We start from the raw sequence: 14,423 nt of genomic DNA, 5'->3' as shown, positions 1-14,423 counted from the left end.
AACCCTTTATTGCGCTTTTTCCAAGAGCTTGGGCTTCGCGAAGATCATTCGTCCTGCTGACGTTTGAAGGACACTTGTCACCATTACCTCAAGCAGGGATCCGATAAAGTCCCGTCCGCCTTCCACGACGATCATGGTTCCGTCATCCAGATACGCTACTCCTTGTCCATGCTCTTTGCCGTCCTTGATGACCTGAACCAGAATCTCTTCGCCGGGAAGGACAACCGGTTTTACGGCATTCGCCAGATCATTGATGTTCAGAACGGACACGCCTTGGAGCTCACAAACCTTGTTCAAGTTATAATCGTTGGTGATCACTTTACCTTGAAGCACTTTGGCGAGCCGGATAAGCTTGCTGTCCACTTCGGAAATTTCCTCGAAGTCACCTTCATAGATTAGAACTTTCACGTCAAGTTCCTTCTGAATCTTATTTAAAATATCCAGTCCGCGCCTGCCGCGATTACGTTTGAGCAAATCGGAAGAATCCGCGATATGCTGAAGCTCCTCAAGGACAAATTCCGGAATAACCAGCGTCCCTTCAATAAACCCGGTTTTGCAAATGTCCGCAATCCGTCCGTCTATGATCACGCTCGTATCGAGAATCTTGTGCTCCTCCGGCATTTTTCCTTTGCCGCTTCCGCCGTCTTTTCGGCTGCTCAGAAGTTCGAAAATTTCCTCGCTCTTGCCGTAGCCGATCCGGCCGCCCATGAAGGCCAGAAGAACGGTAGCCATACCCGCCAATACCACATGAACCCGTTCAAGCGCCGGGAATACCAGCACGGCTGCAAGCAGCCCCACGATCGTACCGAATGCGGCCGGAAGAAAATCGGAAGCGGGCATTTGCGATAAGCTGTTTTCTCCACGCTGCACCAGTCTTAAAATAAGGCCCATGCCTATCCAGGACACGATAAACATCCCGACAAATCCCGCTCCAGCTGCCGTGTAATCCACAACCGCTCCACCGTTGATTCCCGATAATTGAATAATGGCATCACTCCACCCGTAACCGAGCGCACCACCTAAGACGGCAATAATCCATTGAATCCATTTCATCTTACGGATTCACCTCCATCATCCAAAGTAAGAGGATCCTCTCCCCTGTTACAAGTATGTTCCAATTGTTGGATGTATAAACACAGGGAAGGTGTCAGATTGCCTCGTTAACCTTATTTCTATATAATGAGATGGAGACGAAACTAAAATGAGGTGCATGAGATGAATGCCCTGTCCCTGAAAGATTTCCAGGAACAAGTTGGTGAACTGCTGCTTCGCCACCGCAGCCTGCTTGATGTATTGTCCAAATTCCAACAATCCAATGCCGGTGTGAACCGCTCTGTCATCAAATCGATTACCGAATGCGGCTGCGTTGAAGTCAATGCCAAGAAACAGGAGTATTCTCCCGAAATGACATTGGATCAGGCTAAACTCGAGCTGCAAACCCATTTGGAAGGCCAGTTGTGCGAACACTGCATGGAGGCGATTTCCACTGAGATCGGTAAGCACCTTTTTTATCTTTCCGCTCTGAGCAATCTTCTTGATGTGAACTTGGAAAAAGTGCTCGAAGACGAATCGAAAAAATGCTCGACACTCGGATTTTTCAATATGTCTTAGATAGAAGAAAAAAAGCATGTATTCTCCTCCGGGACTGACCCCCGTTTCTGAGACAGGGATCAAAACACCTTATTTAACGAAGCAGCCAGTTGCCGATATTCAATCGGTGACTGGTTATTTAGTTTCGCTTGAATACGAATTGCGTTATAGTAATGGATGTACTCCTGTACCGTTTGTATAACGATTGCAGTCGTCGTACAAGTGAGATTCTCAAGGTAGAACGTTTCAGACTTTAGCGTGGAATGAAACGATTCGATCAGGGCATTATCAGCGGGCGTTCCTTTGCGGGACATGCTCATGGTAATGCCTTTTTCCTTTACAGCATGCTGGTATGCATGTGATGTGTAAACGGAGCCTTGGTCGCTATGCAACATCGCTCCATTCACATCAGGGAGTTGCTGCAGTGTATCCAGTACAAAATGTACATCCTGTCTATCTCCAATACTGTAGGCCACAACCTCGCCGTTGTATAGATCCAAAATAGTCGACAGATACATCATGCTGTGGCCATAAGGGAGATAAGTAATGTCCGTGACCAGTTTCTGCAAGGGACGGTCCGCTACGAATTCCCGCTGTAGTAAATGCTCTGCTATATATGCGGGTTGTCCTGTTTGTTTGCGCTTCTTCACCTTGACCCGGCACTGCCATCCGTTCTGTTGCATAATTCGTTGTACGCACTTATGATTGACCGTCTCCTGGCGTCGCAACTGGGAGGTGATCTTTCTGTATCCGTAACGGAAGCGATGCTTCTGGCACAGTTCTCGAATGGGTGAGGCAAGCTTGTCTGACTTTGCGGAAAAATCTCGGTTCTTCCAGCGATAGTAGGTGGAACGAGGCAGCCCGATCCAGTCGCAGGCTTGCTGTACGGTGACTATGGTTTTGATGCTCTCCATCCATGGAATTACGACTTCCGGCGACAACTCCTTTCCCACTCCTTGAACTTTTTTAGCACTTCGAGCTGCTGCTTTAAAAACCGAATCTCCGCATGCAGTTTCTCCGTTTCTGATTCGTACTCCGGACCTTTGCCATAACTATACTGTTTGCCGACAGGCTGCTCTAGACGGTGTAGTTCACCCGCGTGATACCAACGTAGCCACGTCTCTACTTGTGACTTATTTCGAATGTTAAGCTGCTCCATTATCTCGCGCTTCGTCACACCAGCCAATCTCAATTCAATTGCCTTCATTTTGATTTCAAGTGGGTAACTGACTCTTGTTGCCAACGCAAAAACACCTCCAAAGTTGTCCTCCACATCTTACGATGTTTAGGAATTCTCTTGAAGGTGTTTTGATTTGTCTCACGCTAAGGGGTCAGTCCCTCCGCAGCCCGGATGAAAATAGATGCTTTTTTTGTTCACTGCGGTACCGATTCAGCGGTAAAAAAAGAAACAGGAAGCTTAGGCTCCCTGCACTTTTTTTATAGATGAGTTTTTGAATTCGCCAGATCTTCGGTCGTTTCCATGCCTTTGCGCTTTCTGCGGCGAAGAACGAAGAGGCGATCAACGTTTTTTTTTAAGCCATAGAGCGCATAGATCACAAGCGGTATGAAAATCATTTTGGAAATGAACGATGGTTTGCTGATTCCGATAATAACGGCGATGATCACAATGATCGGTGTAATCCAGATAGCGGCTTTGGGAATGCCCGCTTTCTTAAAGTTCGGATATTTGACGTTGCTCACCATCAGATAGGAAAGCAGCACGGTGCTGACCAGTAGAACATAGACGTTAAGCTCGTTGTGGAACAATGCCAGCGTTGCAAGTATGCCGCCTGCTGCCGGAATAGGTAAGCCGATAAAGTAACCCGGTGTACCTGCCACCACATTAAACCGTGCCAAACGAAGAGCGCCGCAAATCGGGAATATGGCCGTTACGACCCAAGCTGCCGCGGCAGGGCGGATATCGCCGAATGCGACAACGTACATAATGAATGCCGGTGCTACACCGAACGAAATGACATCCGACAACGAATCCAGTTCTTTACCAAACTCACTCTGCGCGTTGAGCGCACGAGCAACTCGTCCATCCAGACCGTCGAGCAGCATAGCTACAATGACAAGTACGGCCGCCGTATCCGGTCTTTCGTTAAACACGAGAATAATGGCCAGAACGCCTAAAAACAGATTCCCAACAGTAAACAAGCTAGGAAGCGATTTGGTTATCATATTAGTTTAGTCCACCTCTAAATATACTGTACCCCATTAAAACAACGTAATCCAACCCATATTTATACTTTATGATTGTATGCAATTTAAATATGCCTGTCAATTAATACTTGCTCCTGAATTCTGCGCAGCCCTTCTTTGATCGCCCTTGCCCGAACCTCTCCGATACCGTCCACCTCATCCAATTCTTCGATCGTCGCTACCGTGATATGAGGGAGATGACCGAATTTTTCCACCAGATTGCTGATGATGATGGAAGGAAGCCGCGGGATTTTGTTGAGTACCCGGAACCCTCTTGGAGAAACGAGCTCCTCCGATACGGCGTTGGTGTGCGGATAGCCGAGCAGCCGGATAATATGGTGCGGGTCAAGCAATTCTTCGGAAGAAAGGCGTTTGAGCCCCAGCAAAATATCTTTGATCTTCTCTTCGCTGAGTTCCCGGACATAATCCTTCAGAAGCAGACGCACTTCCAGCTCCGTATTACCGACCAGTTCTTCGAGCTGCATGGAAATCAGGCGTCCTTCGGTACCAAGCTCCGTAATGTATCTGTTGAGCTCGTTCTTAATACGCAGCACCATTTCTACCCGCTGAATAGCGTTGGTGACATCATGCAGAGTCACAAGCTCTTCGAACTCGGAAGCGCCCAAATTGATCAAGGACTGATCCAGCTCCGTCTTGTATCGTTCCATCGTCTGAATCGCCTGATTCGCCTTGGTCAGAATGACCCCGATATCCTTGAGGGAATACCTCAGGTTTCCTTGATACAAGGTAATAATATTCCGCCGCTGGGAAATAGACACAACCAGTTTATTCGTCTGCTTGGCAACACGCTCGGCCGTACGATGCCGGATTCCCGTCTCGGTCGATGGAATCGAAGAGTTCGGAATCAATTGGGTATTCGCATATAAAATTTTCTTGGCATCTTCATTTAGAATGATGGCTCCGTCCATTTTGGCCAATTCATACAAATAGTTTGGCGTAAAATCGCAGTCGATGGAAAATCCGCCGTCCACGATTTCCATGACTTCCGGAGTGCATCCGACGACAATCAAGGCTCCCGTCTTGGCACGAAGCACGTTCTCGAGCCCATCGCGGAAAGGCGTACCCGGAGCGACCAGCTGGAGCAGTTGGCTCATGACGTCTCGTTTAGTTTCTTCTTTGCTCATGTTAATCCTCCTGAAGCATTTCCGTTCTGTTAGCCGAGCGTCTTCACGCTAGCCTTGTTTTCAATAGATCCGTCTTGCATGGCCGACGAATCCGGCTGCACGGATTATAGACTAGTCCAATGCCGCTTTCAAAGCTTCGGACACCGTACTTACGCCGACCACTTCGATGCCCTTTGGAGGCGTCCAGCCCTTGAGGCTTTTCTCAGGCATGATGACGCGCCTGAAGCCGAGCTTCTGCGCTTCCTTGACCCGCTGGTCGATACGCGATACGCCGCGGACCTCTCCCGTGAGCCCGATCTCGCCGAACACGGCGTCGTAAGCCTGCGTCGGCTGCTCTTTGAAGCTGGAGGCGATGCTTATCGCCACGGCCAGATCGACAGCCGGCTCATCGAGCTTGACTCCGCCGGCTACGTTCAAGTAAGCGTCCTGACTCTGAAGGAACAGGCCGACCCGTTTCTCCAAGACCGCCATAATGAGCGATAGCCGGTTATGGTCGATTCCCGTAGCCATTCTTCGCGGAGACGGGAAATTCGTTGACGAGACAAGCGCCTGTATCTCAACCAGGACCGGTCTCGTTCCTTCCATGCTGGCGACGACTGTCGATCCGGCTACGCCAAGCGGGCGCTCGGACAGGAAAAGCTCCGACGGATTGCTCACTTCGGCCAGCCCGGTTTCCCGCATTTCGAAGATGCCGATTTCGTTCGTTGAACCGAACCGGTTTTTAACCGCACGCAAAACGCGGTAGGTGTGATGCCGTTCCCCTTCAAAATAAAGCACACAGTCCACCATGTGTTCAAGCAGGCGCGGTCCTGCAATGGCGCCTTCCTTGGTTACATGGCCGACAAGAACCGTCGCTATATTCTTAAGCTTAGCTATGCGCATGAAATGGCTTGTGCATTCACGTACTTGGGAAACGGTTCCCGGGGCGGAGGATACGCTTGGATGGTAGACGGTCTGAATGGAGTCGATGACCAGAAAATCCGGCTGGACTTCCTGGATCGCCTCTTCAACCACTTCCATATTCGTTTCGCAGAGCACGTATAGATTCGGCGAAACGGCATCCAGCCGGTCCGCGCGCAGCTTCGTCTGACGAATCGATTCCTCGCCTGAGATGTACAGAACCTTCCGCCCCTCTTTGGTTAGCGAGTGCGAGGTTTGCAGGAGCAGCGTTGATTTCCCTATACCGGGATCTCCCCCGACCAGTATGAGCGAACCGGGGACGAAGCCGCCGCCCAAAACGCGGTTGAGCTCGCCATTATCCGTAAGCACTCGCTGCTCTACGCTGCTTTCTATGTTTATGATCGGAGTCGGTTTTTCTTTCGTCCGCAGAAAAGAAGAATTCATTCCCTGCGTCTTGACAACCGTCTCTACTTCTTCGGCAAAACTGTTCCACGCTCCGCAGCCGGGACATTTGCCGAGCCACTTCGGGGTTTCATACCCGCACTGCTGGCAGATGAATTTCGTTTTTGTTTTACTCATGGCGCGAAGTTCCCCTTCTGTTTCTACGCATAGAACGGGCAAACCGTTCCAGCGTCATTCAAAGTTTACCATTTTTGCGAATGCTATGAAAGTACTTGGCAAAAGAAAAAGCATTTTGCGGTACAGCTCCATACCGCAAAATGCTTGATTTTAATTCTTACTTGGTCTGCGTCATCGCTTCTTCGTTCCGAAGCACAACCAGTTCGCCGTCTTTTTCGTCTATAGTAAGGGAGTCGCCCTTGGAAATGCTTCCTTTGAGAAGTTCTTCGGAAAGACGGTCCTCAATGTGCTTCTGGATCGCCCTGCGAAGCGGCCTTGCTCCATAGCTTGGATCAAAGCCTTCCTTGGCCAGGAAGTTCTTCGCGTTATCGGTGAGGATAAAGTCGACTTCCTGTTCTTTCAGGCGCTTGCGGAGCTCGTCGGCCATGAGGCTGACGATTTCAGCAATATGCTTCTCGTCGAGAGAGTGGAAGACGATAATTTCGTCGATCCGGTTCAGGAACTCCGGACGGAAGCTTTTCTTCAGCTCATTCATTACTTTGTCCTTCATGTTGTTGTAATCTTTGCCGGAATCTTGGACAGCCGTAAAGCCTAGCGTCGAATTTTTCTTAATCGTATCGGCGCCCACGTTAGACGTCATGATGATCAAGGTGTTGCGGAAGTCAACGGTACGGCCTTTGGAATCGGTAAGGCGCCCGTCTTCCAGCACCTGCAGAAGGATATTGAACACTTCCGGATGTGCTTTCTCGATTTCATCAAGCAGGACAACGGAGTAAGGCTTGCGGCGTACTTTTTCGGTCAATTGGCCGCCTTCTTCATAGCCTACATATCCCGGAGGCGCTCCTACGAGACGGGACGTGGAGTGTTTCTCCATATATTCGGACATATCAATGCGAATAACGGCATTTTCATCTCCGAACAGGGATTCCGCCAAAGCACGGGCAAGCTCGGTTTTACCTACACCGGTCGGACCCAGGAAGATAAAGGAGCCCATCGGACGCTTCGGATCTTTCAGACCCGCTCTTGCACGGCGGATTGCGCGGCTGACCGCTTTCACCGCTTCTTCCTGGCCGATCACACGGTTGTGAAGGATGTCTTCCATTTTAAGAAGACGCTCCGTCTCCTCCTCAGCCAGTTTACGTACCGGAATACCGGTCCAGCTTGCAACCACCTGGGCGATGTCGTCCGGAGTCACCTCCGTGTCCATGCGTCCCTGCTTCTCTTTCCAATCGTTCTTCGTGCTGTCGAGTTCTTCGCGCAGCTTTTGCTCGGTATCACGCAAAGAAGCGGCTTTCTCGAACTCCTGGCTTTGAACGGCCGCGTCTTTCTCCTTGCGGATGTTTTCGAGCTTTTGCTCCAGCTCTTTCAAGCTAGGCGGTACCGTGTAAGAGTGAAGCCTTACTTTCGAGCTTGCTTCATCGATCAAGTCGATCGCCTTATCGGGCAGGAAACGGTCGGGAATATAGCGGTCCGACAGCTTGACTGCTTCCTCGATGGCTTCATCGGTGATTTTCACCCGGTGATGCGCCTCGTAACGGTCACGCAGTCCGTGAAGAATTTGGATCGCTTCTTCCGGAGTCGGCTGATCCACCGTAATCGGCTGGAAGCGGCGCTCCAGAGCGGCATCCTTCTCGATGTATTTGCGGTACTCATCCAAAGTAGTGGCTCCGATGCACTGCAGTTCGCCGCGAGCCAAAGCCGGCTTCAGAATGTTGGAGGCATCAATCGCACCCTCTGCACCGCCGGCGCCGATCAAGGTATGCAGCTCATCGATGAAGAGAATGATGTTCCCCGCCTGGCGGATTTCATCCATGATCTTCTTCAGACGATCTTCAAATTCACCGCGGTATTTGGTGCCTGCCACGACAGAACCCATATCGAGCGTCATGACACGCTTATCTTTTAACGTTTCCGGAATTTCATTGTTGATGATCTTTTGAGCGAGACCTTCGGCGATAGCCGTTTTACCTACACCTGGCTCCCCGATCAGAACGGGGTTGTTTTTGGTGCGGCGGCTGAGAACCTGAATAACACGCTCGATTTCTTTGGAACGTCCGATTACCGGATCCAAGTTACCTTCTTTGGCGATAGCCGTCAGATCTCTCGCGAGACTGTCCAGCGTAGGCGTGTTGACGTTGTTGCCACTGCCGTGATTGCTCGAAACGACCTCGCTGCTTCCGAGAAGCTGCAGGACTTGCTGGCGGGCTTTGTTCAAGGAAATGCCCAGGTTGTTCAGCACGCGAGCCGCAACCCCTTCGCCCTCACGGATCAGACCGAGCAGGATATGCTCCGTTCCTACGTACGTATGGCCAAGCTTTCTGGCTTCGTCCATCGAAAGTTCAATGACCTTTTTGGCACGCGGTGTGTAAGCGATATTGGAGGGCTGCTCTTGTCCGCGGCCGATTAAAGATTCGACCTCATCTTGAATTTTTTCAAGTCCGAGTCCGAGAGCCACCAGCGCTTTGGCCGCAATGCCTTCGCCTTCGCGGATAAGGCCCAGCAAGATATGCTCCGTACCTATATTGTTGTGACCCAGGCGTACTGCTTCTTCCTGTGCAAGGGAAAGAACTTTCTGTGCACGTTCCGTAAATCTTCCAAACATCATACTTAGCACCTCCATTGTAATTTCGAACGAAAGTCGTATAGTACCATTAAACGTTATGACACGGCTTGAATCTTTCCCTGATGATTTGAGCACGCCGGATATCCCGGTCGTCGGGAGATAAAAGCTCCCCTGCTATTTGCTGCAAAAATCCCGGCTGTGTCATCACAAGAAGCTCATTCATGGTGTGTGCGGGAACTTCCCCCACTAAATTAAGATCTATGCCAAGGCGGACATCGGATAGCCGCTGCGCCGCTTCCTTGGAATCGATAATCGAAGCGTGAGTCAAAATTCCGTATGACCGCATAACGCGGTCTGTTATACGTATTCTGGATTCCTGCATGAGTTGCCTTCTTGCGGCGCGCTCGTGTTCGATAATCTGTTTGGCTACGCTATATAGATTATCAATGATTTCATCTTCGGACTGGCCGAGCGTAATCTGATTGGAAATCTGAAATAAATTTCCCAACGCTTCGCTTCCTTCGCCATATAGGCCCCGGACTGTCAAGCCGACCTGTGAAACCGCCGATAGAATTCGATTGATTTGCTGGGTCAAAACAAGAGCGGGCAGATGCATCATGACCGAAGCCCGTATACCGGTTCCCACATTCGTAGGGCAGCTGGTCAAGTAGCCGCGTCTTTCGTCAAAGCCGTAGTCTAGCTGAGATTCGAAAATATCGTCAATCTGGTTCGCCAGATCCCAGGCCTCTTTAATTTGAAATCCGGGACACAGACATTGAATCCGAAGATGATCCTCTTCATTCACCATAATGCTGATAGATTCGTTATCATTAAGGATAACGGCTCCGTTCCGCGATTCGGTTGCCAGATTCGGGCTGATCAAATGCTTCTCTACCAGGATCCTCCGCTCCAGTTCATTTAGTTCCGAGAGCGGTACAAGCGTGAAGTCGCTGATCGTTTTTAAATCTTCATTGCCCAGTACAGCTGAAACTTTCTCAAGCACTTCCGCGGACTGCTGGTTCGCGGCCAACATAGGAAACGGATAATCTTGCAGATTCCGCGCTATACGGATGCGGCTGCTGATCACAATATCCGAATCGGGACCGTCCCCTTTCATCCATTCGCTTAATGCTTCCTTGACAAAATGTCTCAAAGAGGAACCCTCCTTTTCTCCAAGTTCAAAGGTTTGAGGCGGGCGTCGAAGTTAACTGCTGCCGGCTGACTTCTTATCGAGGTCGCGAATACGGTCTCGCAGTTGAGCCGCTTGCTCGAATTCTTCCTGTTCGATGTACGTCTGAAGTTCTTTCTTGAGACGCTCCACCTCACGCTTCAACTCGATCTCCTGTCCGGAACGTTTCGGCACTTTGCCGACATGCTGCGTATTGCCGTGAACCCGCTTAAACAGGGGATCCAACTTATCCTGAAAGCTTTCATAGCAGTGGCTGCAGCCGAAACGTCCCAGCTTGCTGAACTGTGAATACGTAAGTCCGCAGTGTTCGCATCTTATCGGACGCGCTTTGCTTGAGACCGTTCCGGAGGAAGGATCGAAGTCCAGCAGGCCCGAAAGCAAATTATGAATGGAAAACCCTCCCGGCGTACCGGGAATAAGCTCGCCCTTCTCTTTGGCGCATGTTTCACAGAAGTGAAACTCTGTTTTCTCGCCGTTAACGATTTTCGTAAAATGAAGCGTTGCGGGCCGTTTGCCGCATTCTTGACAAAGCACGTCAACCCCTCCTTATTTGCTCAGTAAGGATATCAGCATCGCCTTTAAAATCCGGGCACGGACTTCATCCCGTAAAGGAAGCTTAAACTGAAGCACATCCCGCGATATGGCCGCTTTAATGATGGCAGCTTCCCTCCGGCTGATCAACCGGCCTTCTTCCAGACGGTAAATCAACCCTTCGGCCGACGCTTGATCTATACTTTCACGAATGGTAGTCATGATGGTGTCCAGCAGTGAACCGTAGGCGTTGAGTTCGATCTTCTGAATCCGGATATAACCCCCGCCTCCGCGCTTGCTTTCCACCACGTAGCCTTTTTCAAGGGTAAATCGTGTGCTGATGACATAATTAATCTGAGACGGCACACACTGAAATTGATCAGCGAGCTCGTTCCGCTGGATCTCAATGGACCCTTCGGTGCTTTGCTGCAGTATATGCTTTAGGTATTGCTCAATAATCTCGGAAACATTACGCATCAATTCAGCCTCCCGTTGTTGAGAAGTAAATTGACTTTGACTTTCTTTGACCTTAACTTAATTATAATCATTTTCATATTACTTTGCAAGTACCTGATAAACAGTTAAGCGGAACTCCCTCTCTTTAGTTTTAACGCTATCCCGAAAAATATGCAAATACAGCAAAAAACCTCTATGAAATAAATTCATAGAGGTTTTCGTTGCTCCCTGAAAACTAGCAGCGAAACGTGCAGTCGATCCATCCAAAGATCTTGTGGTGCCTACGCTTACCGCGTACGCCTTTCGATGCGGCATTTTCCTGTCGGAAAAGCCTCGTGGTCAAGCCCTCGACCGATTAGTATTGGTCAGCTCCACACATTGCTGTGCTTCCACCTCCAACCTATCTACCTCGTCGTCTTCAAGGGGTCTTACATACTGGGAAATCTCATCTTGAGGGGGGCTTCACGCTTAGATGCTTTCAGCGCTTATCCCTTCCGTACATAGCTACCCAGCTATGCCTCTGGCGAGACAACTGGTACACCAGCGGTACGTCCATCCCGGTCCTCTCGTACTAAGGACAGCTCCTCTCAAATTTCCTGCGCCCGCGACAGATAGGGACCGAACTGTCTCACGACGTTCTGAACCCAGCTCGCGTACCGCTTTAATGGGCGAACAGCCCAACCCTTGGGACCTACTTCAGCCCCAGGATGCGATGAGCCGACATCGAGGTGCCAAACCTCCCCGTCGATGTGGACTCTTGGGGGAGATAAGCCTGTTATCCCCAGGGTAGCTTTTATCCGTTGAGCGATGGCCCTTCCATGCGGTACCACCGGATCACTAAGCCCGACTTTCGTCCCTGCTCGACCTGTATGTCTCGCAGTCAAGCTCCCTTATGCCTTTGCACTCTTCGAATGATTTCCAACCATTCTGAGGGAACCTTGGGGCGCCTCCGTTACTCTTTAGGAGGCGACCGCCCCAGTCAAACTGCCCACCTGACACGGTCCCTCTACCGGTTCACGGTAGTAGGTTAGAACTCCGATACGATCAGGGTGGTATCCCAACGGCGCCTCCACCCAAGCTGGCGCTCAGGCTTCAAAGGCTCCCACCTATCCTGTACAGATCGTACCAAAGTCCAATATCAAGCTGCAGTAAAGCTCCATGGGGTCTTTCCGTCTTGTCGCGGGTAACCTGCATCTTCACAGGTATTAAAATTTCACCGGATCTCTCGTTGAGACAGCGCCCAAGTCGTTACGCCATTCGTGCGGGTCAGAATTTACCTGACAAGGAATTTCGCTACCTTAGGACCGTTATAGTTACGGCCGCCGTTTACTGGGGCTTCGGTTCACAGCTTCGGGTTACCCCTAACCGCTCCCCTTAACCTTCCAGCACCGGGCAGGCGTCAGCCCATATACTTCGCCTTGCGGCTTCGCATAGACCTGTGTTTTTGCTAAACAGTCGCTTGGGCCTTTTCACTGCGGCCCCCTCGTGCTATTCACACTACCGGGGCACCCCTTCTCCCGAAGTTACGGGGTCATTTTGCCGAGTTCCTTAACGAGAGTTCTTCCGCGCGCCTTAGAATTCTCTTCTCGCCCACCTGTGTCGGTTTGCGGTACGGGCACCTTCGCCTGGCTAGAAGCTTTTCTCGGCAGTGTGAGATCAAGACCTTCGCTACTGTAATTTTCGCTCCCCATCACAGCCCAGCCTTACGATGTGCGGATTTGCCTACACATCAGCCTCACTGCTTGGACGGACATCCATCAGTCCGCGTCCCTACCCTGCTGCGTCACTCCATTGCTCGTAACGGCTTACGGTGGTACAGGAATTTCAACCTGTTGTCCTTCGACTACGCCTTTCGGCCTCGCCTTAGGTCCCGACTTACCCTGAGCGGACGAACCTTCCTCAGGAACCCTTAGGCTTTCGGCGGATCAGATTCTCACTGATCTTTTCGTTACTCATACCGGCATTCTCACTTCTGTACAGTCCAGCAGTCCTCACGATCTACCTTCACTCCGTACAGAACGCTCCCCTACCCCAAGACATCTTTAGATATCTAAGTCATAGCTTCGGTGGTGTGTTTAGCCCCGTTACATTTTCGGCGCAGAGTCACTCGACCAGTGAGCTATTACGCACTCTTTAAATGGTGGCTGCTTCTAAGCCAACATCCTGGTTGTCTGTGCAACTCCACATCCTTTCCCACTTAACACACACTTGGGGACCTTAGCTGATGATCTGGGCTGTTTCCCTCTTGACAATGGATCTTAGCACTCACTGTCTGACTCCCGGGGTAATGTCTGTGGCATTCAGAGTTTGACTGGACTTGGTAACCCTTGGCGGGCCCCGCACCCAATCAGTGCTTTACCTCCACGACACATCCCCCGAGGCTAGCCCTAAAGCTATTTCGGGGAGAACCAGCTATCTCCGAGTTCGATTGGAATTTCTCCGCTACCCCCACCTCATCCCCGAATTTTTCAACATTCGTGGGTTCGGGCCTCCAGTGCGTGTTACCGCACCTTCACCCTGGACAGGGGTAGATCACACGGTTTCGGGTCTACGCCTGCATACTCACTCGCCCTATTCAGACTCGCTTTCGCTGCGGCTCCGCCTTTTCAGCTTAACCTCGCATGCAAACGTAACTCGCCGGTTCATTCTACAAAAGGCACGCCATCACCCATTAACGGGCTCTGACTTCTTGTAGGCACACGGTTTCAGGTTCTTTTTCACTCCCCTCCCGGGGTGCTTTTCACCTTTCCCTCACGGTACTGCTTCACTATCGGTCGCTAGGGAGTATTTAGCCTTGGCAGATGGTCCTGCCGGATTCCGACGGGGTTTCACGTGTCCCGCCGTACTCAGGATCCGTCTAGGCATACGTTCACTTTCGGCTACAGGGCTGTTACCTCTTCCAGCGGACCTTTCCAGATCGCTTCACCTAATGAACTTTTGCCACATTGACGTCCTACAACCCCAAGGAGCAAGCTCCTTGGTTTGGGCTAATCCGCGTTCGCTCGCCGCTACTGACGGAATCACTATTGTTTTCTTTTCCTCCAGGTACTTAGATGTTTCAGTTCCCTGGGTGTGCCTCCAATGCAGCTATGTATTCACTGCATGGTAACTGCGCATTACCACAGCTGGGTTCCCCCATTCGGACATCCCCGGATCAAAGCCTGCTTACGGCTCCCCGAGGCATTTCGTCGTTCGCCACGTCCTTCTTCGGCTCCTAGCGCCTAGGCATCCTCCGTGTGCCCTTATTAGCTTGACCAAACGCTCC

General features: G+C 50.8%; 10 protein-coding genes and 1 rRNA gene. 1 reads left to right on the top strand and 10 read right to left on the bottom strand.

The features are described 5' to 3' along the window. Positions 1–6: 6 nt before the first annotated feature. Complete coding sequence (locus ACI48J_RS01555; protein WP_405081362.1) at positions 7–1,053, bottom strand: PIN/TRAM domain-containing protein; 1,047 nt, start codon at positions 1,051–1,053, stop codon at positions 7–9. Between the two features lie 162 nt (positions 1,054–1,215). On the opposite strand from ACI48J_RS01555, the gene ACI48J_RS01550 reads away from it, so the two are divergent. Further along, positions 1,216–1,611 carry a DUF1573 domain-containing protein gene (locus ACI48J_RS01550; RefSeq protein ID WP_405081361.1) on the top strand — a complete coding sequence of 132 codons (396 nt, stop codon included), beginning with the start codon at positions 1,216–1,218 and terminating at the stop codon, positions 1,609–1,611. Positions 1,612–1,670: 59 nt separating this feature from the next. Here the strand turns inward: ACI48J_RS01550 and ACI48J_RS01545 are convergent. The 9 genes from ACI48J_RS01545 to ACI48J_RS01505 form a co-directional block, all read right to left on the bottom strand. After that, positions 1,671–2,833, bottom strand: a protein-coding gene (locus ACI48J_RS01545) for an IS3 family transposase (RefSeq protein ID WP_405081360.1) whose coding sequence is annotated in 2 segments (ribosomal slippage) — positions 1,671–2,560 and positions 2,560–2,833 — 1,164 coding nt in all. Because the reading frame shifts where the segments join, the coding sequence is not laid out codon by codon here. Between the two features lie 194 nt (positions 2,834–3,027). Continuing rightward, positions 3,028–3,774 carry a CDP-diacylglycerol--serine O-phosphatidyltransferase gene (gene pssA / locus ACI48J_RS01540; RefSeq protein ID WP_326053479.1) on the bottom strand — a complete coding sequence of 249 codons (747 nt, stop codon included), beginning with the start codon at positions 3,772–3,774 and terminating at the stop codon, positions 3,028–3,030. 86 nt (positions 3,775–3,860) lie between these two features. Next, complete coding sequence (disA, locus tag ACI48J_RS01535) at positions 3,861–4,940, bottom strand: DNA integrity scanning diadenylate cyclase DisA (RefSeq protein WP_042235469.1); 1,080 nt, start codon at positions 4,938–4,940, stop codon at positions 3,861–3,863. A 111-nt stretch (positions 4,941–5,051) separates the two neighbouring features. Continuing rightward, positions 5,052–6,419 (bottom strand): DNA repair protein RadA, encoded by a 1,368-nt coding sequence (gene radA / locus ACI48J_RS01530; RefSeq protein ID WP_009674513.1) that lies wholly within the window; start codon positions 6,417–6,419, stop codon positions 5,052–5,054. 157 nt (positions 6,420–6,576) lie between these two features. Next, positions 6,577–9,024: an ATP-dependent protease ATP-binding subunit ClpC gene (gene clpC / locus ACI48J_RS01525; protein WP_009674508.1), complete on the bottom strand. Its 2,448-nt coding sequence runs from the start codon at positions 9,022–9,024 to the stop codon at positions 6,577–6,579. A 46-nt stretch (positions 9,025–9,070) separates the two neighbouring features. After that, positions 9,071–10,099, bottom strand: a complete 1,029-nt coding sequence (locus ACI48J_RS01520) for a protein arginine kinase (RefSeq protein ID WP_231392073.1) — start codon at positions 10,097–10,099, stop codon at positions 9,071–9,073. Positions 10,100–10,186: 87 nt separating this feature from the next. Beyond that, positions 10,187–10,705, bottom strand: a complete 519-nt coding sequence (locus tag ACI48J_RS01515) for a UvrB/UvrC motif-containing protein (protein ID WP_405081359.1) — start codon at positions 10,703–10,705, stop codon at positions 10,187–10,189. 12 nt (positions 10,706–10,717) lie between these two features. Beyond that, the gene (locus ACI48J_RS01510) at positions 10,718–11,179 is read right to left on the bottom strand and encodes a CtsR family transcriptional regulator (protein WP_326053472.1); all 462 of its coding nucleotides are present in this window, start codon (positions 11,177–11,179) and stop codon (positions 10,718–10,720) included. Between the two features lie 314 nt (positions 11,180–11,493). Continuing rightward, a 23S ribosomal RNA gene (locus ACI48J_RS01505) occupies positions 11,494–14,414 on the bottom strand. Between the last annotated feature and the right edge of the window lie 9 nt (positions 14,415–14,423).

Origin of the sequence: Paenibacillus chitinolyticus (assembly GCF_045038035.1) — a bacterium.
Lineage (GTDB): Bacteria > Bacillota > Bacilli > Paenibacillales > NBRC-103111 > Paenibacillus_F > Paenibacillus_F chitinolyticus_A.
Note: the sequence above shows the minus strand (reverse complement) of the source record. Positions and strands in the feature narration are given on the sequence as shown.